Origin of the sequence: Mesorhizobium sp. CAU 1732 (genome assembly GCF_039888675.1) — a bacterium.
GTDB lineage: Bacteria > Pseudomonadota > Alphaproteobacteria > Rhizobiales > Rhizobiaceae > Aerobium.
The window spans coordinates 510648-536395 of the sequence record NZ_JBDQQR010000002.1 but is presented as its reverse complement, the minus strand read 5'-3'; the positions used below and the strand labels follow the sequence as shown (position 1 = coordinate 536395).

The window sequence follows — 25748 nt, the reverse complement described above, 5'->3', positions numbered from 1 at the left end:
GAACCGCAAAGAGCGAGAATTGATGCCGAAAGTTACCTCTGGGAAACACATGCAATGGATAAGGTATACGCCGTGAGTTGATTGCGCGCTCCTGCGAGGTGTTCGGTGAAAGTACTCGTTGTCGACGATAGTCGCTCCAGTCTTGCGGCTATTGCCGGCGTGGTTGCACAGCTTGGCGACTGCGCGGTGGAGACATGCCTCAGCGCCGAGATTGCCATGAGGCTTTGTGCCGATAGCCAGTTCGACCTTCTGCTCGTCGATTACGTGATGCCGAAGATGAACGGCGTCGATTTCATCGCCGCGCTGCGGGCGAGCGAACCCTACCGTCTCGTCCCCATCATCATGATCACGTCGGATGAGGACCAGAAGCTGCGTCTGCATGCGATCGAGGTCGGGGCGACGGACTTCCTGAACAAGCCTTTCGATTGGATCGAACTCCAGGCACGGGTTCGCAACCTGCTTGCGCTGCGCCGGGCACAGCTTGAGCTCGCGGAGCGTGCGCGGATGCTTGCGCGCGAGGTCGATGCCGCCACGCGGCACATCATGGATCGCGAGGAAGAGGTGATCTGGCGGCTGTCGCGCGCGATCGAATATCGCGACGGGACAACGGGTGAACACGTCTCGCGCGTCGCGACGGTGTCGCGCCTGATCGCGGAGGGAATGGGCTTCGCGGAAGAGCGCGCGCGCATCCTCTATCTCGCTGCTCCGCTCCACGATATCGGCAAGATCGGGATTTCGGATGCCATCCTGCAAAAGCCGGGGCGGCTGACGCAGGACGAGGTGGAGACGATGCGCCGCCATGTCGAATATGGCTGCCGGATCCTGGAAGGCGGTTCGTCGGACCTGATCAGGATGGCGGCGACGGTCGCCGCCTCGCATCACGAAAAGTGGGACGGCAGCGGATATCCCGCCAGTCTGGCGGGCGAGGCGATCCCCATGGAAGGGCGCATCGTCGCGATTGCCGACGTGCTGGACGCGCTTTGCTCGGAGCGGCCCTACAAGCGTGCATGGCCGATACAGGATGCCTATGACGAGATCCTGCGTTGCAGCGGCACGCATTTCGACCCGGCCTGCGTGGAGGCGTTCAAGGCGAAGTGGCCGGACATCCGGCCCCTGTTCGAGGCAGTGACGAACCACCCGGCCCAGCAGGTCGCGTGATCGTCAGCGGTGAGGCGGGCGGCCGCGCCGCCCATGCCGGTCCTTGCTAGAACAAGACGTCGTCGAGGTCGGGCGCGGTGACCGCGCGCGCATGACCCGCCGCCGGTTGATCGAAGTGGCGCCTGTGCACGTCGCGTTCCCTGGCCATCGTGTAGGTCGCGAAAATGCGCTCGGCGATGCCGTGCAACGGTCCATCGCCGCTGACCCGGTCTTCTGCCGACACAGGGCCCGCAGCCTCCGTGTCCAATGCAACGGCGCATTCTTCGAGAACGTCGCCGAGTTCGCGCGTGAAGTCGAGCTTGGCGACACTCTGCGCGACGCTCTTTGCGACCTGATCACCGCGGATCGCGAGTTCCTTCAGGTTTCCGGCCATCTCCTCGCCGGACTGGCGTATGTGAGACAGGGCACCATCGAGCGTCTCGCCCATGCGCGGGGTGAGCCCGGAATTGTCGCCGGACAGGCCCTTGGCGCGGGCGCTGAGATGATCCAGACAGCCCAGAATGTGCGAAGACACGGTCTCCATCTGGTCCGCGAAGATGCGCAGTTCCGAAGCCACGACGTTCATGGGTTTGCCGGCCTCGCCCATGCGGCTGCAACGCAGGCTGGTGTTGATGGCCATGTGCTGGATTTCGGTCTTGATCGCCCGGATGCTGTCGACGCCGTCGATCAGTTCCTGCGCGGTCGATCCGGCCGAACGGCTCACATCGTCGGCGCGTGCGCCCGATGCCTCCACCTTGTCCACGAGCCTGCGAGCGGCACCGACGCTGGTTTCGAGCGCGCGCAAAAAGCTCTCGCTTCCGCCCGATGCATCGCCCCGCGCCTTTTTGCCGAGTGCCAGGATTTCCTTCGTATCCGCAGCGAGGCCGGCGAGGCTCGACGTCACCACCTGGCATCCCGCGTGGAATTCCTCGAGTAGGTCTTCGGTCTGATCGGCAAGCAAACGGAGGATCGCCTGCGCGTCGGCCTGCGGGAAGGCAGTGTCGCTCCTGATCTCGTCGACGATGGTCAGGCCCGCTTGCACATGCTCGATGCGCTGGCGGGTTATGTCGCCGATCTGAAGCGCCGACAGCACCTTGGCGACCTTGCTCTGGACGGCGTGAACCAGCCTGGCAAGCGCGCGGGCGACGTCCGCCACGTCGCGGTGATAGTCGCCCATGCGCACGGCATCGCCGGACAGGTCGCGGGTCACCTGCGGGACGATGCCCTGATACTGCTTGTCGAGTTCTGTGCCGAACGCGATCGCGGCCTTGACCTGCGCGGAGAGCTGGACGAGGCGGGCGGAAAAGCCGTCGACCTGGTTTCGCCCGCTCTGGATCTTGTCCAGCATTTCATCGGCGAAGCCCGCGAACTCGATGGCGCCCGCGCCGGTGATCTTCACTGTGACCGCGAAGGTGCGCAGATAGCGCAGCGTCTCAAGCATCGTATCGACGTGTCCTGCAAGCACGGCACCGGACTGCGCCAGTTCGCGCATGCTGTCCTGGCGCGCAGTCTGCAGCGCGGGCAGCCCGAGAAGCTGATTGGCCGTGTCCGTCAGGTCTCCGATCGTCGCGTTGACGGCATCCTCGCCCAGCGATCCGGTGACCTGATCGAGTGCGCCGATCAGGTCGCCGATCTGTTCGAGCGCGGATGCCAGCACCGTGCCGCCATCGAGGAAACGCTGTTCCAGCCGGCTTCGCGCATGCTCCAGGCGATCGCCGAGGTGGGCGCTCGACGGGGCGGAACTGGTGACGTCGATCTGTGGATTCACTCTACACTACTCGCACATGCTGGATCTGGGGCGAGTTATGCCGATCAACTGCGAATTTCCGGTAAATTGCGTGGCCTATTCGATTAAATGACTTGGCCCAGAGAGGAGTCATTTCTGGGGTGGAAGAGTTGGGGAGTCGGATAGCTGGGATCATGTGAAGATGTATCAGAATGCATCATCTGCGATCGATATGTGCAGTCCGAAGGCAAGATCGCGACTAAGCCTCACCTTGGGCGGGCGTAGAGTCACCCCCAGCGCTTCATAAATTTTTTACCGAGAAATGAGTCTATCCGCCTCGGGTTACGAGTCGGAAATTCAAGTTTTCGGGGGCAAAATTGGAACATACTGGCGCAGAAGCGGATTACATCCGCTTGTCTGGCCCGTTGACGATTAGATATATTTCTGAATTGAAAGAAGTATTGGCGTCGTCTCTGGCATCACATCAATCAATAGACATCGAGATACCTTCGGATGTCGAGGCTGATATCAGCTTCGTTCAGCTTCTAATCTCCGTTCAGGTCAGTGCAAGGGCATCGGGTAAAGCGGTTAAGCTTGCGCACGATCCGCAGGGCCCGTTGCTCGATGTTCTCACGCGGGGCGGCTTCCTCGAGAGCGACATCGCCGGCCTCTGGACCACAGAAGGGGTTCTGCAATGAGCGCTTCCATTCTCACGGTCGATGACTCGGCCAGCATACGCATGACGATCAAGATCGCTCTCAGCGGCGCGGGCTACACGGTTGCGGAAGCCGCCGACGGCGCGCAGGGCATCGAGAAGGCGAAGGCGAACCACTACGACCTCATCGTCACCGACCTGAACATGCCCGTCATGGACGGGCTGACCATGATCGAGGAGTTGCGCAAGTCGCCGGCCCATATGGGCGTGCCGATCATCTTCCTCACCACGGAATCCGACGAGGGCATGAAGCAGCGCGCCAAGGCGGCGGGCGCTACCGGCTGGCTGACCAAGCCGTTCGATTCCGAACAGCTCGTCCGGATCGTCAGGAAGGTGCTGGGCCGATGAGCATGGATCCTGTCGAGACTTTCCGTATCGAGGCTGCCGAGCTTCTGGAGCAGGTCGAAGAGGGGTTGCTCGATCTCACGCACCGCCTTGCCGACAAGGACCTCATCGATGCCGTGTTTCGCGGGCTGCACACCCTCAAGGGCTCCGGCGCGATGTTCGGCTTCGAGGCGCTGGCCGCGTTCACGCATCATTGCGAGACGGCATTCGACCGCGTGCGCAAAGGCGAAGTGCCGGCGACCGTCGAGCTCGTCCTTGCCGTTCTGTCAGCACGCGACCACATGCGCTCGCTGGTGGAAGACGCGGTGACGCCCGCCCATCTGGAGCGGGGCGAGGGCCTCCTGAGCGCACTCAGGGCTGCCGTCGAGGGTGCCGAGACCGGGGCGGCGGCCACGCCTCCGCCTGTGACGGACACACCCGCACAGAGCGGCCGCAAGGGCTGGAAGGTCGGGTTCAGCCTGCCGGTCAATTCGATGTCGAACGGCACGAACCCGTTGGCGCTGCTGGCCGAAATCCGCGATCTGGGTCCCGCAACGATCAAGGCGGACGTCTCCGCCGTCCCGCCCATCGAGGCGCTCGTTCCAACCGATCTCCACCTCGCCTGGGACGTGACGGTCGAGACGGACCAGCCGCGCGCGGCGATCGAGGACGTGTTCATTTTCGTGATGGACGACATGCAGATTCGCATCGAGGAACTGGGCGGAGAGCAAACACCGGTCGCTTCGAGCGAGGTACAGGCGGTTGCTGTCGCAGCGCCTCCGGTTGCGGTCCCGGCGAACGATCCGCGTCCTGCCATACTTCCGGTCGACCTCGCGCCGGTCACGATGACGGCCGAGGCTCGTCAGGCCAAGTCTGCCGAGAACGTCCGCGTTCCCGCCGAACGTCTCGACGAATTGATGGACCGCGTCGGCGAACTCGTCATCGCGCAGTCTCGCCTCAGCCAGTTGGCCGCCAGCAGCGCGGACCTGCATCTGCGCTCGGTCTCCGAGGAGATCGAGCGGCTGTCCGGCGAGTTGCGCGATACGATGATGGTTTTGCGCATGGTGCCGGTCGCGACATTGTTTGGCCGTTTCCGGCGGCTCGTGCATGACCTTGCGCGGGAGACCGGCAAGGCGATCGAGCTCGTCACGGAGGGCGAGAGCACCGAGGTCGACAAGACCGTCATCGAGCGGCTGGCCGACCCGCTGGTGCATCTCGTGCGGAACTCCATCGACCACGGGCTCGAACTGCCGGGCGATCGCGAGGCTGCCGGCAAGCCGTCCATGGGAACGATCCGCTTGTCTGCCCGACAGGCCGGCGGCGAGGTCATCATCAGGATTACCGACGACGGCCGTGGCATCGATCGGGCGAAGGTTCGCGCCAAGGCGGAAGCATCGGGGCTGATAGAGCCGGGCCAGGCGGTGAGCGATCAGGAACTCCTGCAGTTCGTTTTCCATCCTGGTTTCTCGACGGCGCAGAAGGTCACCAACCTCTCCGGGCGCGGCGTCGGAATGGATGTGGTGAAGCGTACGATCGAGTCGCTGCGCGGCGCCATCGACATGACCAGCAAGGCGGGCGAGGGGTCGGAGATATCGCTTCGCATTCCGCTGACGGTGGCGATCATCGACGGGCTGCTCGTCCGCGTCGGCGAGGGGCGCTACGTGATCCCGCTCGCCGCGGTCGAGGAATGCATCGAACTGTCGCTCGAAGACGATCTGCGCTCGCGGGGCCGGTCCTTCATCTCGCTGCGCGACGCGCTGGTTCCGTTCCTGCGCCTGCGCGAACTCTTCGATACCGGCACGAGACCCGACCCGCATCAGAAGATCGTGGTCATCTCGACGGGCTCCGAGCGCGTGGGCCTCGTGGTCGACCAGATCATCGGCGACCACCAGACCGTCATCAAGTCGATGTCGAAGCTGCACGCCGACGTTGCGACCTTTTCCGGCGCGACGATCCTGGGCGACGGCACCGTCGCGCTCATTCTCGACGTCGCCCATCTCGTGGCGGCCGGCCAGCAACAGGAAGCGCGACTGCGCGCTGCAGGGTGATTGCGATGATGCAGCAGACAACAGATGCCGGCCCTGCCGGCGACGAAATGGAAGTCCTCACCTTCAACCTTCATGGCGAAACCTTCGCGCTGGAGGCGATGCGGGTGCAGGAAATCCTCGACATGCTGCCCGAGACGCGGGTTCCGGGCGCGGAACGTTTCGTCGGCAGCGTCATCAACTTTCGCGGACGGGTGATCCCGCTGGCTGACCTTCGGCTGGCTTTCGGGATGGATGCGACGGAGGCGACGATCGACAGCCGCATCGTCGTCATCGAGCTCGACCTGAAAGGGGAAACGACCCTGATCGGCCTCCGGACCGACAAGGTCAATGAAGTGACGACTCTCGCCATGAAGGCGAGCGAACCGCCACCCAGCGTCGGTATGCGCTGGCGGCCTGATTACATCGAGGGGCTTTTCAAGCGCGGGGGCGAATTCATCATCCTCCCGAACCTGCAAGCCATCTTCGATCATCACGACGCGCCTGCACCCGGCGCCGCACGCACCGTCAACTGACGGTTCATTCACGGGGGACGATTCAAATGCGATTAACCATCAGAACCAAGCTCATAGCGACGTTTTCAACGGTCATTCTGCTGTCCGGCGTCAGTATGTTCGTTGCTGTCCAGAGTCTTGGCGAGCTCAACGAGACCATGGACCGGCTCGTGAACGTAACCGGCGAAGCCACGCTCGGCCTCAGCGGGCTTGAAACGCTTACCGGCGAAATCGGCTCGCAGACACGGCAGATGATCCTCACCAACGACGCCGCGGAAATGGACCAGATTTCCACGACCCTGGCTGCACGTAACGCGGATCTGGCGAAGCTTACCGAAGACGTCAGAAGCAAGCTCACCACCCAAACGGGCCATGGTTTGCTCAACGATTTCACGACAAAGTGGTCGTCCTATTGGGCCCAGAACCTGACCTTGCAGGAGATCACCAAGAAGAACACGGATTTTGAAGCGTTCAACATATCGACGACGGACGGCACAGTCGCCTACCGCGCCGCCGAGGAAGCCGCGGTAACGCTTTCCAGAACGATACGGGAATCCGTGCTGCGCGGAGACGTCGGTGCCCTGGAGAACTATGAGCGGGCTTCGGAAATCCGGGCTGATGTCGGTAACTTCTTCCGCCAGCACCGCAATATTCTCCTCGCCAGCAGCGATCCCGACCGGCAGGCCGACTGGATGAAGGCGTATGACGCCGCCGCCACGGAGATCGAAACGGACATTTCCGCATTGCTGGCATCTGCGCAGGGTCAGCAGCGCGCTGCCGTGCAGGCCATGCAGGCCGCGTTTGCCACGGTCAAGGGCGCAGCCGATCGTTCCAATGCTGTTGCCATCCAGCGCAGCACGTACGAATCCACGCTGCTTGCGAATGGCGAGATGCGTGAGGCTCGTGCCGCGGCAGTGGAATCGCTCAACGAACTCGTCGAGTTCAACCGCCAGCTCAAGCTTGAGGGCATCGCCGGAGCGGACGCGACCTACGAGAACAGCCGCATGATGCTGATGGGTCTGCTTGCGCTTTCGACCCTGATCGCAATTGTTGCGGCGTTCTGGATCGTCGTCTCCATCGGACGCGGTCTGCGCAATGCCAATGAAGCGGTCCGCTCCGTCGCCGAGGGGGATCTGACGCGCTATGCCGACATCACCACGCGTGACGAGGTCGGCGACCTGCTCGGCCACGTGAACAAGATGATCGAGCGTCTGCGCGGCGTCGTGGGCGATGCTCTGGCCGCGTCCGAGAACGTTTCGGCAGGCAGTCAGGAACTGTCGTCGAGCTCCGAGCAGTTGTCGCAGGGCGCCACCGAGCAGGCTTCGGCTGCCGAACAGGCCTCGTCCTCGATGGAGGAGATGGCTGCCAACATCAAGCAGAACGCCGACAACGCAGCCCAGACCGAGAAGATGGCGCGTCAGTCTTCCAAGGATGCTGAAAGCAGCGGCGCTGCCGTGACGCGTGCGGTGGAAGCGATGCGCACCATCGCGGAAAAGATCGGGATCGTGCAGGAAATCGCACGTCAGACCGATCTGCTGGCGCTCAACGCGGCTGTCGAAGCTGCCCGCGCCGGCGAGCACGGCAAGGGCTTCGCGGTCGTTGCTTCCGAAGTGCGCAAGCTTGCCGAACGCAGCCAGGCTGCGGCAGCCGAGATCAGCGCATTGTCGGGCGACACCGTGACCGTCGCCACGGAAGCGGGCGAGATGCTGACGCGTCTGGTTCCCGATATCCGCAAGACCGCCGAACTCGTCTCCGAGATCAGTGCCGCCTGCCGCGAGCAGGATATCGGCGCTGCCCAGATCAACGAGGCGATCCAGCAGCTCGATCAGGTGACGCAGCAGAACGCGGGCGCATCGGAAGAGATGTCGGCGACGTCGGAAGAACTCGCCGCACAGGCCGAGGAACTCCAGGCTTCCATCGCGTTCTTCCGCATCGAAGCTGCGAACGCGAAGCGAAGCGCTCCCGCCGCCAAGATGGCAGCGCCGGCTCAGGCACCTCGCAAGTCTCCGGCTGCAAAGCCGGTATTCAAGAAGCAGGCCGGCAACCCGGTCCATGCCCAGCAGGAACGCGCCAAGGGCTTTGCGCTCGACATGGCGATGGGCGGACCGGACGAGCATGACGCCGACTTCCGGGAGTCTGCATGATGTCCGGCTCCGACGAAGCCCAATACGTCACCTTCAGTCTCGGTGATGAGGTCTTCGCGGTGCCGGTCGGCGTGGTCCGGGAAATCCTGGACCACGAGCAGGCCTTCAGGGTTCCCAACGGTCCGGATTACCTGCTGGGCCTGCGGGATGTGAGAGGCCAGGGCGTTCCGGTCATGGATTTGCGCCTCAAGCTCGGCCTGACGAAGACGGTGGCCACACCGCACACGCGGGTGCTGGTCATGGATATCCCGCTCGACGATCGCATGCTCACTTTGGGCATGGTCGCAGACCGGGTCTACGAGGTCACGCCATTCCGGCGTGACCAGGTGGAAAAGGCTCCCGACATCGGCAGCCGCTGGCGATCCGACTACATCGCCGGCGTCGTGCGGAGAGACCAGGGCTTCGTCGTCCTGATCGACCTCGCAAGCCTTCTCTCGGAGCGCGATACGACACTTCTGGCCGACGCGTCTGCGGCGGCCTGAAACCTGATTGAGCAGGTATGAACACGGCATTCCCGCAAACAAGAGCCAGATAAAGACAGGCGGGAATGTACAGGCGTCCGGCTTCATGCACGGGCCATCCAGGCAGTGGAGTTGCACTCTTCCCCTGCCGCGACCGGCACGTTCTTTCACCACCGACACGCCACTACAGGCGCGCCGCGTCACAGCAAACTTACGATCTTTTTGGGGCTACAGATCAAATGCGCTTCACCATCAAAATGAAACTCGCCTTGGGGTTCGGCTTGCTGATCCTCATGCTCGGCATAACGGCAGGCTACGGAATCTACAGCCTGTCCAATCTCAACCAGTCCATCACCGAAATGGTGGAGGGACCGGCCGCTCGGCTGGAGCGGGCCCAAAACCTCGGAGACTACCAGCTCCGCATCGCTCGCGCGCAGCTCAACCTGGCGAATTCAGAGACGCCTGCGGAAATCCAGAGCTATACGGATGCGAGCGACCGTAACCGTCAGAATTTTCTGGAGACAGTCCAGTGGCTGCGGGACAATTCAGCCAGCGAGGACGCCGCCCGCCAGTGGGCTGACGTTCGCACGCAATTCGACCGGCTGGTTCAGGTGGACGACCGCATCCGCAGCGCCTCGCGTTCCGGCAACACTGCCGAAGCCGTTCGCCTGACGCGCGTGGAAGGCCGCCCGATCACCGATGCGATCGAAGGCATCATCAGCACGCAGGTAGAGGCCAACAAGGTCGCGATGGTCGAAGCCGATCGCGTCACCGACGAACTATACGCCAACACGCGCAATATCGTCTTTGCGATCACCGGCGTGGCGCTCGTGGCCGGCATCGGCATCGCATTGTGGATTGCGCTCGGCATCAGCCGCGGTCTGGCCCGCGTCATCGATCTGGCCAAGGCCGTTTCGATCGGCGATCTGAACCAGAAGGTCGATGTCACCACGAACGACGAGATCAAGGACCTCGTCGACAACGTCAACACGATGACGGCGAACCTGCGCGAGACGGCGCGCATCGCCGAGCAGATTTCGGAAGGCGACCTGACCGTTCGTCCAACGCCGCTCTCCGACAAGGACACGCTCGGCCTGTCGCTGCAAAGCATGGTCGAACGTCTTCGTTCCGTCGTGGCGGACGCTGCGGCGGCTGCCGAAAACGTCTCGTCGGGAAGCCAGGAATTGTCGTCGAGCTCGGAACAGCTCTCGCAAGGCGCGACGGAACAGGCATCGGCTGCCGAAGAGGCATCGTCTTCGATGGAGCAGATGGCCGCAAACATCAAGCAGAACGCCGACAACGCGGCCCAGACCGAGAAGATGGCCCGCCAGTCCTCCAAGGACGCGGAAGCCAGCGGCGAGGCGGTGACCCGCGCCGTTCAGGCGATGCGCACCATCGCGGAGAAGATCGGCATCGTGCAGGAGATCGCACGCCAGACGGATCTGCTCGCACTCAACGCTGCGGTGGAAGCAGCGCGCGCCGGTGAGCATGGCAAGGGCTTTGCGGTCGTCGCGTCCGAAGTGCGCAAGCTCGCCGAACGCAGCCAGACCGCAGCAGCGGAAATCAGCGCCGTTTCCGACGACACGGTCAAGGTTGCGGCCGAAGCGGGCGAGATGCTGACGCGTCTGGTTCCCGATATCCGCAAGACAGCCGAACTTGTCTCCGAGATCAGCGCGGCCTGCCGTGAACAGGATATAGGGGCGGCCCAGATCAACGAGGCGATCCAGCAGCTCGACCAGGTGACGCAGCAGAATGCCGGCGCATCGGAAGAGATGTCGGCGACGTCCGAAGAGCTGGCGGCGCAGGCCGAAGAGCTCCAGGCATCGATCGCCTTCTTCCGCACCGACAATGCGGGCACCCGTCGTGCCGCGCCCGCCCAGAAGCCGGCTGCCGCCAAGCCCACGGTCGCGCATATCAAGCCGTCCGCGAAGCCGACCTACCGCAAGCCTGCGGCGCCGGCCCGCAACTCCGTCTCCGCGCAGCAGGAACGTGTCAGGGGCTTCGCGCTCGACATGGCCATGGGCGGCCCCGACGAGCACGACGTCGACTTCAAGGAGTCTGCATAAGATGTCCGCCACGTCTCTCGAAGCCCAGTTCGTCACCTTCAGCCTCGGCGATGAAGTCTTCGCGGTGCCTGTCGAAGTCGTGCGGGAAATCCTGGACCATGAGGAAGCCTTCAAGATTCCCAATGGCCCAGACTACCTACTGGGCTTGAGGGACGTGCGTGGGCAAGGTGTGCCCACGATCGACCTGCGGCTCAAGCTCGGACTGACCAGGACCGTGCCGACGCCGCATACGCGGGTGCTCGTCATGGACATTCCGATGGAAGACAGGCTGCTGACGCTCGGCATGGTCGCCGACCGGGTCTACGAGGTCACGCCGTTCCGGCGTGACCAGATCGAGCAGGCTCCCGACATCGGCAGCCACTGGCGCTCGGACTACATCGCCGGCGTGGTGCGGCGCGACCAGGGCTTCGTCGTCCTGGTCGATCTCGCCAAGCTCCTGTCGCAGCACGACACGGTTCTTCTGGCGCGCCAGCCGGAAGCGGCCTGATTCAGGTGTACAGCGTTTGGGTGTGAGTATGGCAACCGCAGCAATGAGATTACAGCCGATGAATGATCGGCTCAGCAAGCGGAATTTCGACAGACTGTCGGCATTCATCTACCGTTACAGCGGCATCAAGATGCCTCCGGCCAAGCATACGATGCTTGAGGGGCGGCTGCGTCGCCGTCTCCGGGCAACCGGCATTCCGGCCTTCGATGATTACTGCGATTATGTCTTCGACCATGGCGGGCTGGAGACGGAACTCGTCCATCTCGTCGATGCAGTGACGACGAACAAGACCGACTTCTTTCGCGAGCCGAAGCATTTCGACTACCTGAAGGACCTTGCACTCCCGGCGCTCGTCGGCAAGGGCGTCAAATCGATCAGGACGTGGAGCTCCGCCTGCTCGACCGGGGCCGAACCCTATACGATGGCCATGGTTCTCGACACGTTTTTCGAGAACAAGCGGGACGGCTCGTATTCCATCCTCGCAACCGACCTCAGCACCGATGTGCTGGAGAAGGCCCGGCTTGGCATCTACGCCAGCGAGATCGTCGATCCTGTGCCGGAAGACATGCGTCGCAAATACATTCTGAAGGCCGCCAACGAGACGCGGCGGGATGTACGGGTTACACCCTATCTGCGCTCCAAGATCGGTTTCGGTCGGCTCAACCTGATGGATTCGCGCTACAATGTCGGCGAACCCATGCACATCATCTTCTGCCGCAACGTGCTGATCTATTTCGACAAGAAGACGCAGGGCGAGGTGCTGAACCGGCTGTGCGACTGTCTCGTGCCGGGCGGCTATCTCTTCATCGGGCATTCCGAAACCATCGCCGGCCTCGACCTGCCGGTTCGCACCGTGGCGAACACGGTCTTCCAGCGCACCTGAAGGCCCCGCATGCGCAAAAAGATACGCGTTCTCGTCATCGACGACTCGGCAAGCGTCCGCCAGACGCTGGTCTCCGTTCTCGAGGCTGACCCCGACATCGAGGTCATGGGCGTTGCTCCTGACCCCTTCGTCGCCGCACGGCGCATCCAGGAGGAAATTCCGGACGTCATCACGCTCGATGTCGAGATGCCGCGCATGGACGGCATCACCTTCCTGCGCAAGCTGATGTCGCAGAAGCCGATCCCGGTGGTGATGTGCTCGTCATTGACCGAAATGGGGTCGGAAACGCTGATGCAGGCGCTCGAAGCCGGCGCGGTCGATGTCATTTTGAAGCCGAAGATCGCCGCGGCCGACCACCTCAACGAGATCGGCGATCGTATCAGGCATGTCGTCAAGGCAGCCGCGCAGGCGCGCCTCGGAAACGTGCGCCGCACACACGGCGCGTCCGCATCAGGGACGACGAAGAAGCTGACGGCCGATGCGGTGCTGCCGCCGCCGACCGGGCGGGCGATGGCGAAGACGACGGAAAAGGTCGTCTGCATCGGCGCATCGACCGGCGGCACGGAATCCCTGCGCGAAGTGCTGGAAGCGTTGCCGGCCAACGCGCCCGGCATCGTCATCGTCCAGCACATGCCCGAAAAATTCACCGCCGCCTTCGCGCGCCGCCTGAACAGCCTTTGCCAGGTCGAGGTCAAGGAGGCCGAACATGGCGACCCGGTGTTGCGCGGGCATGTCCTCATCGCGCCGGGCGATCGCCACACGCTGCTGGAGCGGCAGGGCGCGCGCTATCACGTCTCCGTCCGAACCGGGCCGCTGGTCTCGCGGCACCGGCCATCGGTCGACGTGCTCTTCCGGTCGGCCGCGCGGTCTGCCGGCGCGAATGCCGTGGGAATCATTCTGACGGGCATGGGCGACGACGGCGCGCGCGGCCTCGAGGAGATGAAGAATGCCGGCGCGCATACGGTGGCGCAGGACGAGGCCACATCCGTCGTCTTCGGCATGCCCAGGGAGGCGATCGCACGCGGCGCGGCAGCCAAGGTCCTGCCGCTGGAACATATGGCGCGCGAGATCATGCAATCCACGGAAAGCTGGTAGCCGATCAAGCCTTAGCCCTTTCTCGACGGCGCATTGCTACCCATATGTGGCGCAGTGCCATCGACGGCGTGGGCAGCGCGGCGGGAACCGGAACTGGACTTCGAGATGACCGATCTTCAAACGCCAGCACGGGAAGCGGTAACGGGCCCCAGCCTCCCGGGGCTCGTCGAAGGCTACGCGACGCTGCCCGACCGCTTCCATGCGCGCGCCCTGCCGGAGCCGGTCTCGGCGCCGATGCTCATCAAGCTCAACGAGGCGTTGGCGTACGAGCTGCGGCTCGATCTCGGTGGCTTCGCGACAGACGATCTCGCGGCGCTGTTTTCCGGCAACGCCGTATCGGCGTCATCGCGGCCGATCGCCATGGCCTATGCGGGACACCAGTTCGGCAATTTCGTTCCGCAACTGGGGGACGGCCGCGCCATCCTGCTCGGCGAAGTCACCGACATTCACGGCAGGCGGCGCGATATCCAGCTCAAGGGCTCGGGCCAGACGGCATTTTCGCGCGGCGGCGACGGACGGGCCGCGATTGGGCCGGTGCTGCGTGAGTACATCGTCAGCGAGGCGATGGCGGCGCTCGGCGTGCCAACGACGCGATCGCTGGCCACAGTCGCGACCGGCGATCCGGTCTATCGCGAGCAGCGGCTGCCGGGCGCCATCCTCACGCGCGTGGCCGCCAGTCATGTGCGGATCGGTACGTTCCAGTATTTTGCCGCGCGCGGCGACACCGATGGCGTCAAGATCCTCGCCGATCATGTCATCGCCCGCCTCTACCCCGCTTTGGCGCAGGGCGCGGACCGCTACGCGGCCCTTTTCGCGGCGGTCGTGAATGCGCAGGCCGACCTCATCGCGCGCTGGATGCATCTGGGCTTCATCCACGGCGTGATGAACACCGACAACATGGCAATCTCCGGCGAGACGATCGACTACGGGCCGTGCGCGTTCATGGATGCCTACGACCCTGCGACCGTGTTCAGCTCGATCGACCAGTATGGCCGCTATGCCTTCGCCAATCAGCCGCCGATCGGGCAGTGGAACCTTGCTCGTTTCGCCGAGACCCTGCTGCCGCTTTTCTCCGAGAACCAGGATGCTGCCGTCGAGCGCGCACAGTCGATACTGGGCGAGTTCAAACCGCGGTTCGAAGAGACGTTCCTGAAAGGCATGCGGGCCAAACTCGGCCTGCTCACCGAACGCGAGGAAGACGGCGCACTGGCTCGCGGTCTTTTCGACACCATGGCCAAAGGCGGCGCAGACTTCACGCTCACCTTCCGGTCACTCGGAGACGACGTCCTGGCGCTTGCCGACGGGACGGCAAACGGCAAGACGCGGGCGCTGTTCTCGGACCCGGCGGCTTTCGACGCCTGGGCGGCATTGTGGCGGGATCGACTGGCGCAAGAGCCGGGAGATGCTTCGGCACGGCGCGCGGCGATGAACGCCGTCAATCCGAAGTACATCCCACGAAACCACCGCGTCGAGGCGGTGATCGCGGCTGCGGTCGACCAAGGCGACTATCAGCCGTTCGAAGAGTTGCTGGCAGTGGTGACGAAACCGTTCGACGAGCAGCCCGACATGGCAGCCTATGCCGAGCCGCCGCAGATGCATGAACGGGTGCTGCAGACCTTCTGCGGGACGTGAGGGTGCGCAACCCGTACCGCGCCGGCATGTGACGACACCCCTCCGAGGCCCATACGTGCTGCTTCAGTGGATGTGGTGAAGTTCCGATATGCGGCCCAGCATGGCGACGAGGCGGCTTTGCCGGTTCGTGCCCGTCTTGCGGAACAGGCTGGCGACGTGGGTGCGCACGGTGGTGATGCTCACCGCCTGGGCTTCCGAGATTTCCTTCAGGGACAGGCCTTCGACGAGGCGCTCGGCAACTTCGCTCTCGCGTTGGCTCAGGCCGAACAGGCTGGATACGCGCCGCGCGAAGCCTGCGTCCGGCTTCGCGTGCGTCTCGCGCATATAGATCGCCGCCGTCGGGTTGAACTGCGCGTGTCCGCTGCCGCTGACCATTGGAACTATCGACAGGATCAGCCCCGCCGTTTCGTCATCGCGGCTCTTCAGCAGCATGTCCCCGCCCGAGCCCGGCAGACCGTCGATGACGTAGCATGCGTCCGAGACCAGTGCATGCAACTGCCGCGTCGCAGCCGCGTCTCCGGTCATCAACATTCCGTGGGAGACGCGCAGTCCATAGCGTTCGATCAGGGTTTCGGCGGCCTGATTGAGGCGAAGGGTCTTCAGGTCCTTCGATACCACTGCCATCCCTGTCGGCAGCCGATCGAAGGTGTGGGTTTCGATGAAGCCGGAAGCCCGGTCGTGCCGTGCGGTCGGCCCGATCTGAAAGGCCCTGCTCAATGCTGGAACGAACATGTCGAGGACGCGCATGTCCTCCGCGCTGAAGTCCGCCTGGCTGCGCCCGCGCTGGATGTCGAATATCCACCATTCGTCGGCGCCGTGCGCGCCGTTCAGCCGGCAGCCCGCGCCGCCATACATGTCGCGTGGCGCCATCAAATCCTGCCATACGGGCGTACTGTGCCAGGCTTTGCAATCGATGCGGCTGCGTTCGTGATATGTCGAGCCGTGCGGCATCGAGATCAGGATTTGGGTCAGCGGCATCACGTAGGAATAACCGCCGGAAGCCAGCTCTTCCTTCAAGCCGCTGGTTTCGTGAACGTTGCTTTCGCTATGCCCCGGCATCGCGATGCCGTCGAAGCGCTGGATGCAGGTACGCGAGCCGCCGAATGCGTCACACATCCGGTCGAGCGCCACGATCCATTCACTCTGGTTGTTGGCGACCTCGTAGATGTCGCCGGCAAGCTTGACGATCTGCTCGACATTCCACCGTTGCAAGATGACGTCTCCCCGAAACCCGAACCCGGACGATTTTCGGCATGTGCCTCGAACGCAACTGGCGGAACAGTCGTATCCGACTGCGTTTCGAAGGGATTCATGACGAGCAATCTCAATCGATGAGCACTTTCCACGAGGCAAATGGGCCTCGCATCATGCAAATGATGTATCTTTCCCGGAGCGGTTGCAACTCGGATGTGGGGCTGCTGTTGGCGACCTGCATCAGTCGCCGTTTCCCCATTCCCGCCGCGCGATCAACGATGCCTCGACCCGGTTGCGCGCCTTGATCTTCGCCATGATCCTGGTCATGTCGAATTTGACCGTCTTTCCAGGATGCCCAGTTCCTGGTTGCGGCGCATGCCTGCCAAAGCGTTGCATGCGCCGCTTGTTTTCAGCGTCGGTGGCTGAGCGCGTCGGCTAAACCTCCAACAGCGCGCCGGTTTGGCGTGCCGTCACGTAGTTGCGGCCGAGGATGGCGACGATCGCGATGACGCTGACGATCTCGGCCGGGATGCTTGGCCACAGGCAACCGATGCCGGCGGCCGTGAGAATGCCGCGCTCGATGAGGCCTATGCGCTCGAAGAGATAGCCCTCCAGCACAGCGACGAACGCCACCAGCGCAACCAGGGCGACGACACCGTTCCAGATCACCAACGGCACCGGGCCGCCGATGATGATCTCCGGGTTGAAGACCATGAAGAGCGGGATGATGTAGAGCCCCTTGGCGAACTTCCAAGCCTGGAAGCTGGTCTCCACCGGTTTCGATCCGGCGATCGCCGATGCCGCGAAGGCCGCCAGCGCGATCGGCGGCGTCACGTTGGAATCCTGCGAGTACCAGAACACGACCAGATGGACGATCAGCAGCGGGATGCCGAACTCGGCGCTCATGGCCGGACCGACCAGAATGATCAGCACGATGTAGCTCGCCGTGACCGGCAGGCCGAAGCCGATCACCAGGCTGGCGATCAGGACCAGCAGCAGGGCGAGCACGATGTTGCCCTGCGAGAAGCTCATCATCAGCGAGGAGAATTTCAGCCCGAGGCCGGTCAACCCGATGACGCCGACGATGATGCCGCCGACGGCGCAGGCCAGCGACACGGTCAGCGCCGAGCGCACGCCGACCTCGCAGGCCTCGATCAGCTTGGATGTCGTGTTGCGCGCGATGCCCAGCGAGCCGCCATAATCCGCGAGACGGGCCGCAGGCGTGGAGCCGTGCCGGCGCGCCATGGCAATATCCACGACAAATCGCACGCCAGTGACGGCGAGGATCGCAAGGATCGCATAAAAGCCGACGCGCATCGGCGACAGCCCCATCACGAGCAACCAGATCAGCAGCGCGAGCGGTGCCAGGAAATGCCAGCCCTCGCGCATGACCTTCGGAACCGAAGGCAGTTCGCTGGCGGGAAGCCCCTTCATGCCCTGCTTGATGGCGATGATGTGGACGAAGAGATAGACGGTGAGGAAGTAGAGGAAGGCCGGATAGATCGAGACCATCACGATCTCGATATACGGAATGCCCGTATATTCAGCGATCAGGAACGCACCTGCGCCCATCAGCGGCGGTGTGATCTGGCCGCCGGTCGACGCGGCGGCCTCGACGCCGGCCGCCTGGCTGGGCTTGTAGCCGAGGCGCTTCATCAACGGGATGGTGAAGGGGCCGGTCGTCGCGACATTGGCGATCGCCGAGCCGGTGATCGAGCCCATGCCGCATGATGCAAGCACGGCCGCCTTGGCCGGACCACCGCGCTTGCGGCCGGTCGCGGCATAGGCGAGATCGATGAAGAACTTGCCGGCACCGGTGACTTCCAGAACCGCGCCGAACAGCACGAAGATGAAGACATAGGTTGCAGCCACACCGAGCGGCAGGCCGAAGATGCCTTCCTGCCCGAGATAGAGCTGTGCCACGAGCCGCTCGACGTTGTAGCCGCGATGCGAAAGGATGCCCGGCAACCACTCGCCCAGCCATGGCAACGTCCCGCGCGGGCCTGCCAGCGCGTAGAGGATGAACACCAGCCCGATGATCGTGATGCCAAGCCCGACGACACGGCGGCTGGCTTCGAGCAATGTGACCACTGCCAGCACGCCGACGGCGATATCCGTCTGCGTCCAGAAACCGGCGCGCGCGAAAATCGCGTCGAGATTGAGGGTGATGTAGAAGCCCGACACGATCGCGGCGATGAAGAACGCCGTGTCGATCAGCGCGCCGGAAATGCCGCGCTCCTTATGCCGCCCGAATGCGGGAAACATCAGGAAGGCGATCATCATGATGAACGCCAGATGGATCGAGCGCTGGTAGAAGAGGCTCATGGGCTGAATGCCCGCCCCGTAGAGCTGGAAGAGGCAAAGGCCTACAGACAGGACGATGATCAGCTTGGCCACCAGCCAAGGCTGTTGCAGTGCAGGGGGCTCGACGAGTCCGGCACCGACATCGCCGGCGACGGCGGATTTCGCCTGGGGCGATCCCCAAAACCTGTTCAACATGTGCGTTTTCCCTTTGTGGCAGTGCCGGCGCGTATGGCGACGCTTTCGCCCGCTGCCAGTGCCGAGAGGCTGATTGTGGTGTCGCCCGCGACGATACGGTGATCGACGAAGGCCGATCCGACGCGCAGGCGGTAGCAGTTTCCGGGCACGACCTCGTCGATGCCCTCTATCCAGTATCCACCGGCGCCGTCCGAGCGTTGCGTGCCTCGACCGGCGATGTGGCCGAGACCCGCCGCGAAATCCGGCTGGTGGCTGCGTGACAGAACCATCTGGTCGTCGCGCAGTTCGTAGCAGTCGCTGACTTCAAAACCTGCGACCGAGTGGTTCCAGACGATGCACCACCGGCTTGCATCGACATGCGCGATGCGCGTGCCGGTGGCGTCGACGACGTCGACAGTTCCGGCAGAAGCGGTGCTCGCCAGAAGCGAAAGAGCGAGGGCGGGCAGGAGCCCGCACCTCGCGTGGTGCCGTCTACGCCATTGCATGGCGAGTACCTGTGGCCGCGCTTACGGCCGCAGATTGTCCGGGATGTCCGCGCCGATTTCCTCGTAGTAGCGGATCGCGCCGGGATGCAGCGGCACGGGGCTCGAGGCCATGGTGAACTCCACGGTCGTGTCGTTCGCGGCCGGATGGATGGCCACCAGATCGGCATGGCGCTCGTAGATCATCTCGGTGATCGCATAGGCCAGTTCCTCGTCCATCTCGTCGCTGACGAACCAGACATTGGGGATGCCGACCGTGCCGGTGTCTTCCGCGACGCCGTCATAGATGCCGGCAGGCAGCGTGTAGGGCGCGAAAATCGGCTCGATCTCGCGCGCGGCCGCCACCTGCTCCTCGGTGACCGGGATGAGGCGGATGTTGCGCGTCGCGGCAAGGTTCATGATCGAGGAGGTGGGCGGCCCAACGCTCCAGATGCCTGCGTCGATGTCGTTGTCGCGCAGCGCGTCGGCGGTCTCGTTGAAGTTGAGGCGCTGGGCGGATGCGAGGTCGTCATAGGTCATGCCGACAGCCTCGAGAAGCGCACGGGAATTGAGTTCCGTGCCCGAGCCCGGTGCGCCGACCGACACGCGCTTGCCGCGCAGGTCTTCGAGCGACTGGATGTTTGAATCGGCCGGAACGACGATCTGCACCGCGTTCGGGTAGACCGACGCGAGAACGCGCATCGAATCCGCCTGTCGGCCCTCGAACTGGCCGGTGCCGGTGTAGCCCTGATAGACGCTGTCGCCGAGGCCGATGGCGATGTCGCTGTCGCCGCGATGGATCAGCGCGACGTTCTCCACGGAGGCGCCGGTGACTTCGGCCACGGCGGCATAGCCTTCGATGTGCTGGTTGATGAGTTCCGCCAGACCGCCGCCGATCGGATAGTAGACGCCGCCGGTTCCGCCGGTTGCGACGGACAGTTGCTGCTGCGCGAGTGCCGGACCGGCAATCGCGACGGATGCGGCGATCAACGCCGCTTTCAAGATTTTCATGCTGAAACCTCCCTTGGGTTTTCTTTCAGGCACGCTCGCGACAGCCACTGGAGGCCGTTCGAAGACCCTTCGAACCGTCCGGCGCAGCCGGACCTCCTCCCCATGTCGTGCCCCGGCGCGTGCCAAGGCGGTGATGACCGCAAAGCGGCCCTCGCCGATCACCGAGCAAGGGGCGTGCCAGCATAAAAGCGACGTGTTTTCAGCGGGTTCCGTGACGTGGTCGGCGGATTTGTGCCGACAGGCGAGTTTCAGTCGGCGGAATCTTGCCGATCGACGCCGTCCGGACGAGGCCGCGACAGCCCATGACGCGCCATCTTTTCGTTCAGGGTTCGGCGCGGAACCTGCAACGCCGCCATGACGTCGGCGATCGATCCCTTCGCCTCCGCAAGGCTGCGTTCGATCACGGACCGTTCGAAAGCCTCCACCCGCTGGGCAAGGGTGGGGTTGGTCAATTCGTCCGATGGCGATGCCACGCCGCCGATCGCTGCCGAGCTGGCGAAGCCAAGTGCAAAGCGTTCGGCGGCATTGCGCAGTTCGCGCACATTGCCGGGCCAGTCGTGCGCGAGGAGATTGGCCGCGACGGCGTCGGTGAGGGGCCTGGGTTCACGGTCATGCGCATGCGCCGCGCGCGCGACGAAATGGTCGAACAGCAAAAGGAGGTCGTCCTTGCGTTCGCGCAATGGAGGGATGCGCAGTTCGACGACCGCGAGCCGGTAGAACAGGTCGGACCTGAACGTACCCGCGCGGCCGGCCTGGAAGAGGTCGCTCTTGGTTGCGGAAATGGTGCGCAGATCGACCGAAACGGTCCGGTTGGAGCCGAGCCGCTCGACCTCGTGATCCTGCAGGGCGCGCAGCAGCTTGGCCTGCATGGCCAGCGGCATGGACTCCACCTCGTCAAGAAACAGCGTTCCGCCATCGGCGTGCTCGATCTTCCCGGTGCGCGCACGCACGGCGCCTGTGAACGCGCCCTGTTCGTGGCCGAAGAGCTCGCTCTCCACCATGGTTTCAGGAATGGCCGCGCAGTTTATCGCAACGAAATTGCCGGCGGCGCGGCGGCTCGTCTCGTGGATGGCGCGCGCGACGAGATCCTTGCCGACGCCTGTTTCGCCGAGCAGGACGACGCTGACATCGGTCGCGGCGATCTCGGCGACGGCGTCGCGCAGGGTTTGCGCGGCGCGCGACGTGCCCAGAATGCGCCCGGCAAGCGACCCGTCCGATACCGCGCGCCGAAGCCGGCGATTGTCCAGAACGAGGCGCCGCTTCTCTGCCGCCCGCGTCAGGATTTCCGAAAAGCGAACCGGATCGAACGGCTTTTCGATGAAATCATACGCCCCGCGCCGCATCATCTCGACGGCGGTCTCGACATCGCCATGGCCGGTGATGACCACGACGGGCAGTTCGGGATCGATGACCAGTGCCTCGTCCAGAAGCTGCGCCCCGGTCATTCCCGGCATCTTCAAATCGGTGACGAGGATGCCCGGAAAGTTCGCGGACAGGCGGGCGAGCGCGTCCGCGCCGGAATCGATCGCCGTGAGATTGAAGCCGGCGAGCCGCAGGAATTGCTCGACCGACTGGCGCATGGCCGGATCGTCGTCGACGAAGAGCACGTCCGCTTTCTGGCTCATCGCGTCATCTCCTTGGATGGTGATAGTCCCGGTGCGGCGTCGAGCGTCACCGTCACCCGCGCGCCGCCGCCGGGCAGGTTCTCCGCGCGGATGGAGCCGGAAAACTCCCGGATGATGCCGTAGGCGATCGACAGCCCCAGGCCCATCCCCTCATTGACATCCTTCGTGGTGAAGAACGGGTCGAACACCTTGTCGAGGCTTGCCTCCGGGAACCCGGGCCCGTTGTCGCTGACCGTGACGAACACGTGGTCGGCAACCAGTGCCGTACTGATTTCTATGCGAGGGGCTGTCGTCTGCGCGACGGCATCGACGGCGTTTCGGATCAGGTTCGCCGCCACCTGCTCGAACGGGACATCGCTTCCCAGAGCGGTGAGCGGCGCGATCTCGGTCGCCAGGTCCAGTCCGCCCATCTCGATCGCGTCGCGCGAAAGATCGAGCGCCCGGGTGAGCGCGACATCGACACGGAATGGCTTGCGTACGCCCTGTCCGCCCTTGCGCGCGAAGGCGCGCAGGTGACTGGTGATGGTCGCAGCACGCGCGGCCAGCGTGCCGATCCGCTCCAGCGTCGCGCCGGCCTCCGATGCATCGCCGCGCTCGACGAGGAGGGCGGCGCTCGCAGCCGATGTACGGATGGCGCTCAAGGGTTGATTGACCTCATGCGCGATCGCCGCCGACATGCGCCCGAGGGCGGCAAGCTTCTCCGCCTGGACGAGTTCGGCTTGCGTTGCCCGCAGCCCGGCTTCGGCGCGCTCGCGTTCGGCAACCTCGGTGCGCAATTGCCGGTTGGCCTCGGTGAGTTCGATGGTGCGCGCGCCGACGCGCTCCTCGAGGCGACCACGGGCGTGTCGCTCGTCATTCAAAATCCGCTGGCGTTGCAGGAACGCCAGTCCCAATGCGAGCAGCAACGCCGAGGCGCTGCCGCCGATGATGGCGCCGTCACGGCGGGCGAGGCCGAGCGGATGGATTCCGGTCAAATGATGGACGACCCACCCCAGTTCCGGCAGCGGCGCGGATTGCGACAGGAAGACATCCTCCCGCCCGTCGATGCGCAGATGCGGGGCTTCGGCGCTTCCGCCCACGGTTTCCATCGACATGGCTGTCGGCGGCAGGTCGGTATATTGCTGCGTGCGTGCGATGTCGTCCTGCACGTCTTCGGTGAGCGGCGAGAGCGCGCGGTATTTCCAGCCGGTATCGCTCGCCAGAAACACGATGTCGTTGCCGTCCGTCACCAGCACGGATTCATCCGCCGCGGCCCACACGGCCTCGACATCGTCGAACTCGACCTTGACCACGGCAACCCCGATGGTCCGGTCGCCATCCTGAATGGACCGGGACAGAAAGTATCCGGGCCGGCTGGTCGTGGCGCCGATCGCGTAGAATGCGCCGCGCCCCTGTTCGATCGCCTGGGTGAAATAGGACCGGAAGCTGTAGTTCTGGCCGAGAAACGATGTCGGCTCGTTCCAGTTGCTGGCCGCGATGGTGAGCCCGTTCATGTCCATGACGTAAAGCGCCGCCGCGCTCGATGCGTTGGAGAGGAGATCCAGCTTCCGGTTGAGCGCGCCGATGATCCGGGGGGCGCCGGGCGTCAGCAATGCCTGCCGGGAATCCGGGTCGAGGGCGATGGCGAGCGGCAGATGATCGTTCTGCATCACCGTGGAGCGCACCGACGCAGCGACAAGGCTCAATCGCTGATCGCCCGCAGACCGCAGCGACCGCTCGGCAGCAGCCTCCCAGGCGATCGCCGCCGCGATCGAGGACGCGACAATCAAGACAAGCCCCAGAAGCGCAAGCACCGGGCGTCGAAGGGAAGAAAAATCTGGCACCGGCCGGATATAGATCATCAGGGTAGCGGAGTACAAACCGCGCGCGATCGACGATTGCGGCGGGACGGCCTGGTCCCGTCTTGAAAGCGGTTGCCGCCGGACGATCCTCGCGCCTCACGCTAAGTTGCAGGAAAGCTGTTCTCGTTCGAAAGCATGCGAGCCATCGCGTCTGCAATGGCATGGTCGGTATAGGGTTTCGAGAAAAATCGGCTTCCCTCGGGAAGGCTGCTCTCTTCGAGGATTGCCGTGCCGGAAGCGAGAATCAGCTTCACCGAGGGCCATCGGTCGCGGATGTAGCGGGACAGCTTGATGCCATCCATCGTCCCCGGCATCTGCACGTCGGTAAACACCAGGTCGATGTCGGGTCGCAATTCCAGGATGCGGATCGCCTCATCCGCATCGTGTGCCTCCAGCGCCTCGTAACCTGCGGACACCACCAGGTCGACCGCGCCCATCCTGATGAGCGCGCTGTCTTCGACCACGAGGACGACTGCCTTACCTTCGTTCATCTGTCACTCGTGTAGGAGACGAGGAGCTTCTTCGGCTCCCGGTAGCATAGCGCTTCGGCGGCATGATAGCTCCTACGCGGCTGGCGGAAGGTCGGCATTGGCGATCGGTGCCCCACGATGAGTGATCGTCACGGCGGTGCCTGGGTCTGCATCGCTCAACTGGATTTCGCCCTGCAGGTTCCTGACGAGCGCTTCGACGATGCCGGTGCCCAATCCTGCCTTGGGCGCATCGCTGCCGGTCGGCATGCCGATACCGTTGTCGGTCACGGAAAGAGTCCAATCGGTGCCGGCCGAGCTGTAGTCGATCACGATCGTGCCCATTGGCTGATCCTGGAAGGCGTGTTTGATGGCGTTGATCACCAGTTCCGTCACGATAAGTCCCACGCTGATGGACGTGTCGGCCTCCACGGCACTGTCATCGACCGTCACTGATATCGAGAGATGATCCGGGTCGGCGACCATCGATGCGGCAAGACTTTCGCAGAGTTGCGTCAGATAGGGGCGCAGTTCGACATTGCCGCCTGGCGATGTCGAGAGTTGCTTTTGTACGGCTGCGATGGACATGACCCGATGATGCGCGTTTTGCAGGTGCCCGCGCGCTTCCTCCGACTGGACCCGTCGTGCGCTCTGCATGAGAACGCTCGCGATGATCTGAAGGCTGTTCGCGACGCGATGCTGGACTTCCTGAATCAGGATGGCCTTCTCGCGAAGCAGATCGTCGTTCAGCCGAGCTTGGGCGCGCGCGACGGTCACGTCGGTGACCGCCAGCAGGAGGCGAACGTGATCCTTGATGCCGTCATCGAGCGTGCGTGCATTGACGATCAGGTTCCGTGTTTTCTGGTTTGGCCGCTTGAGGTCGAGTTCGTAGGCCTCGATCTGGGCACTTCCCGAAGCCGTCGCTTTCAGCAGCGAGGCGAGCTTGGACATCGCCCATTCTCCGTTTCCAAGCTCACTGAGCGGCTGACCGGGAATTGTCGCCGGATCGATTTCGAAGACGCGGCAGAACGATGTGCTCGCTGCGATGACCTTCTGGTCTGCGGACAGGAATAACAGCGGCTCGTTCGATGAAACCACCACGGCAAGCGTGCTCGCCGCTTCGAAATGCGCAATCGGTTCTTTTGGCATGAAATGGCCCTTGTGGGCCGAAAACTCGCGGGGCGAGCCATCACTCGGCAGGAACGCCGTCAAACACAGACCCTAAGGCTGACGCTCTAAGGCACCCTATCACGTTCGCTACTGACCAGCACCACACTTAATAGGCATGGGCCGAGACCAACTGTATCTCGCATTCTGCGAACCGTGATTACCCTCGAAATCTCCCCGCTTTGGCGTACAACCGGCGGTTATCCGCAGGCCATACCGTCCGGTTGGGGGGCGTGAACCGCAGTTTTAGCCGTACCGCAAGCGCACCGCTTAG

Annotated in this window: 21 protein-coding genes; 12 read left to right on the top strand and 9 right to left on the bottom strand. The window is 63.8% G+C overall.

Going from position 1 to position 25748, the window contains the following annotated elements:
* Window positions 1–105: 105 nt before the first annotated feature.
* Entirely contained in the window at window positions 106–1158 is a 1053-nt protein-coding gene (locus AAFN55_RS20255; protein ID WP_347800781.1) for an HD domain-containing phosphohydrolase, read from the top strand.
* A gap of 46 nt (window positions 1159–1204) precedes the next feature.
* Here the strand turns inward: AAFN55_RS20255 and AAFN55_RS20250 are convergent, their stop codons facing one another.
* A complete protein-coding gene (locus AAFN55_RS20250; RefSeq protein ID WP_347800780.1) occupies window positions 1205–2905 on the bottom strand; it encodes a chemotaxis protein in 1701 nt (566 codons plus the stop codon).
* Window positions 2906–3240: 335 nt separating this feature from the next.
* On the opposite strand from AAFN55_RS20250, the gene AAFN55_RS20245 reads away from it, so the two are divergent.
* From AAFN55_RS20245 to AAFN55_RS20195, 11 genes are all read left to right on the top strand, one after another.
* Window positions 3241–3561, top strand: coding sequence for an STAS domain-containing protein (locus AAFN55_RS20245; RefSeq protein WP_347800779.1), 321 nt, complete (start codon window positions 3241–3243; stop codon window positions 3559–3561).
* Window positions 3558–3926 carry a response regulator gene (locus tag AAFN55_RS20240; protein ID WP_347800778.1) on the top strand — a complete coding sequence of 123 codons (369 nt, stop codon included), beginning with the start codon at window positions 3558–3560 and terminating at the stop codon, window positions 3924–3926. The genes AAFN55_RS20245 and AAFN55_RS20240 overlap by 4 nt, the downstream gene beginning before the upstream one ends.
* Window positions 3923–5950, top strand: coding sequence for a chemotaxis protein CheA (locus AAFN55_RS20235; protein ID WP_347800777.1), 2028 nt, complete (start codon window positions 3923–3925; stop codon window positions 5948–5950). Before AAFN55_RS20240 ends, AAFN55_RS20235 begins: the two co-directional genes overlap by 4 nt.
* A gap of 8 nt (window positions 5951–5958) precedes the next feature.
* Window positions 5959–6462, top strand: a complete 504-nt coding sequence (locus AAFN55_RS20230; RefSeq protein ID WP_347800776.1) for a chemotaxis protein CheW — start codon at window positions 5959–5961, stop codon at window positions 6460–6462.
* A gap of 26 nt (window positions 6463–6488) precedes the next feature.
* On the top strand, window positions 6489–8585 hold the full coding sequence (locus AAFN55_RS20225) for a methyl-accepting chemotaxis protein (protein ID WP_347800775.1): 2097 nt from the start codon (window positions 6489–6491) through the stop codon (window positions 8583–8585).
* Window positions 8582–9067, top strand: a complete 486-nt coding sequence (locus tag AAFN55_RS20220; RefSeq protein ID WP_347800774.1) for a chemotaxis protein CheW — start codon at window positions 8582–8584, stop codon at window positions 9065–9067. Before AAFN55_RS20225 ends, AAFN55_RS20220 begins: the two co-directional genes overlap by 4 nt.
* 218 nt (window positions 9068–9285) lie before the next feature.
* Window positions 9286–11112, top strand: coding sequence for a methyl-accepting chemotaxis protein (locus AAFN55_RS20215; protein WP_347800773.1), 1827 nt, complete (start codon window positions 9286–9288; stop codon window positions 11110–11112).
* A gap of 1 nt (window position 11113) precedes the next feature.
* The gene (locus AAFN55_RS20210; RefSeq protein WP_347800772.1) at window positions 11114–11599 is read left to right on the top strand and encodes a chemotaxis protein CheW; all 486 of its coding nucleotides are present in this window, start codon (window positions 11114–11116) and stop codon (window positions 11597–11599) included.
* A 22-nt stretch (window positions 11600–11621) separates the two neighbouring features.
* Window positions 11622–12482, top strand: a complete 861-nt coding sequence (locus AAFN55_RS20205) for a CheR family methyltransferase (protein ID WP_347800771.1) — start codon at window positions 11622–11624, stop codon at window positions 12480–12482.
* 9 nt (window positions 12483–12491) lie between these two features.
* Entirely contained in the window at window positions 12492–13577 is a 1086-nt protein-coding gene (locus AAFN55_RS20200; protein ID WP_347800770.1) for a chemotaxis response regulator protein-glutamate methylesterase, read from the top strand.
* 105 nt (window positions 13578–13682) lie between these two features.
* Window positions 13683–15209, top strand: coding sequence for a protein adenylyltransferase SelO (locus AAFN55_RS20195; protein WP_347800769.1), 1527 nt, complete (start codon window positions 13683–13685; stop codon window positions 15207–15209).
* 63 nt (window positions 15210–15272) lie between these two features.
* Here AAFN55_RS20195 and AAFN55_RS20190 read toward each other — a convergent pair whose 3' ends face one another.
* The 8 genes from AAFN55_RS20190 to AAFN55_RS20155 all read right to left on the bottom strand — a co-directional run bounded on the left by AAFN55_RS20190 (window position 15273) and on the right by AAFN55_RS20155 (window position 25456).
* The gene (locus AAFN55_RS20190; RefSeq protein ID WP_347800768.1) at window positions 15273–16421 is read right to left on the bottom strand and encodes a LuxR C-terminal-related transcriptional regulator; all 1149 of its coding nucleotides are present in this window, start codon (window positions 16419–16421) and stop codon (window positions 15273–15275) included.
* A gap of 417 nt (window positions 16422–16838) precedes the next feature.
* A complete protein-coding gene (locus tag AAFN55_RS20185) occupies window positions 16839–18902 on the bottom strand; it encodes a TRAP transporter permease (protein ID WP_347800767.1) in 2064 nt (687 codons plus the stop codon).
* On the bottom strand, window positions 18896–19387 hold the full coding sequence (locus AAFN55_RS20180) for a DUF1850 domain-containing protein (RefSeq protein ID WP_347800766.1): 492 nt from the start codon (window positions 19385–19387) through the stop codon (window positions 18896–18898). The genes AAFN55_RS20185 and AAFN55_RS20180 overlap by 7 nt, the downstream gene beginning before the upstream one ends.
* A gap of 21 nt (window positions 19388–19408) precedes the next feature.
* Window positions 19409–20374, bottom strand: coding sequence for a TAXI family TRAP transporter solute-binding subunit (locus AAFN55_RS20175; RefSeq protein ID WP_347800765.1), 966 nt, complete (start codon window positions 20372–20374; stop codon window positions 19409–19411).
* Window positions 20375–20622: 248 nt separating this feature from the next.
* The gene (locus AAFN55_RS20170) at window positions 20623–21999 is read right to left on the bottom strand and encodes a sigma-54 dependent transcriptional regulator (RefSeq protein ID WP_347800764.1); all 1377 of its coding nucleotides are present in this window, start codon (window positions 21997–21999) and stop codon (window positions 20623–20625) included.
* On the bottom strand, window positions 21996–23768 hold the full coding sequence (locus AAFN55_RS20165; protein ID WP_347800763.1) for an ATP-binding protein: 1773 nt from the start codon (window positions 23766–23768) through the stop codon (window positions 21996–21998). Before AAFN55_RS20165 ends, AAFN55_RS20170 begins: the two co-directional genes overlap by 4 nt.
* Before the next feature lie 173 nt (window positions 23769–23941).
* Complete coding sequence (locus AAFN55_RS20160; protein ID WP_347800762.1) at window positions 23942–24331, bottom strand: response regulator; 390 nt, start codon at window positions 24329–24331, stop codon at window positions 23942–23944.
* 72 nt (window positions 24332–24403) lie between these two features.
* Complete coding sequence (locus AAFN55_RS20155) at window positions 24404–25456, bottom strand: histidine kinase dimerization/phosphoacceptor domain -containing protein (protein ID WP_347800761.1); 1053 nt, start codon at window positions 25454–25456, stop codon at window positions 24404–24406.
* Window positions 25457–25748: the final 292 nt, after the last annotated feature.

Excerpts from the sequence above, each read along its gene's own strand:
- AAFN55_RS20240 (WP_347800778.1), top strand. The coding sequence starts at position 3,558 with ATGAGCGCTTCCATTCTCACGGTCGATGACTCGGCCAGCATACGCATG.
- AAFN55_RS20235 (WP_347800777.1), top strand. The coding sequence starts at position 3,923 with ATGAGCATGGATCCTGTCGAGACTTTCCGTATCGAGGCTGCCGAGCTT.
- AAFN55_RS20230 (WP_347800776.1), top strand. The coding sequence starts at position 5,959 with ATGCAGCAGACAACAGATGCCGGCCCTGCCGGCGACGAAATGGAAGTC.
- AAFN55_RS20225 (WP_347800775.1), top strand. The coding sequence starts at position 6,489 with ATGCGATTAACCATCAGAACCAAGCTCATAGCGACGTTTTCAACGGTC.
- AAFN55_RS20220 (WP_347800774.1), top strand. The coding sequence starts at position 8,582 with ATGATGTCCGGCTCCGACGAAGCCCAATACGTCACCTTCAGTCTCGGT.
- AAFN55_RS20215 (WP_347800773.1), top strand. The coding sequence starts at position 9,286 with ATGCGCTTCACCATCAAAATGAAACTCGCCTTGGGGTTCGGCTTGCTG.
- AAFN55_RS20210 (WP_347800772.1), top strand. The coding sequence starts at position 11,114 with ATGTCCGCCACGTCTCTCGAAGCCCAGTTCGTCACCTTCAGCCTCGGC.
- AAFN55_RS20200 (WP_347800770.1), top strand. The coding sequence starts at position 12,492 with ATGCGCAAAAAGATACGCGTTCTCGTCATCGACGACTCGGCAAGCGTC.
- AAFN55_RS20195 (WP_347800769.1), top strand. The coding sequence starts at position 13,683 with ATGACCGATCTTCAAACGCCAGCACGGGAAGCGGTAACGGGCCCCAGC.
- AAFN55_RS20185 (WP_347800767.1), bottom strand. The coding sequence starts at position 18,902 with ATGTTGAACAGGTTTTGGGGATCGCCCCAGGCGAAATCCGCCGTCGCC.
- AAFN55_RS20180 (WP_347800766.1), bottom strand. The coding sequence starts at position 19,387 with ATGCAATGGCGTAGACGGCACCACGCGAGGTGCGGGCTCCTGCCCGCC.
- AAFN55_RS20175 (WP_347800765.1), bottom strand. The coding sequence starts at position 20,374 with ATGAAAATCTTGAAAGCGGCGTTGATCGCCGCATCCGTCGCGATTGCC.
- AAFN55_RS20170 (WP_347800764.1), bottom strand. The coding sequence starts at position 21,999 with ATGAGCCAGAAAGCGGACGTGCTCTTCGTCGACGACGATCCGGCCATG.
- AAFN55_RS20160 (WP_347800762.1), bottom strand. The coding sequence starts at position 24,331 with ATGAACGAAGGTAAGGCAGTCGTCCTCGTGGTCGAAGACAGCGCGCTC.
- AAFN55_RS20155 (WP_347800761.1), bottom strand. The coding sequence starts at position 25,456 with ATGCCAAAAGAACCGATTGCGCATTTCGAAGCGGCGAGCACGCTTGCC.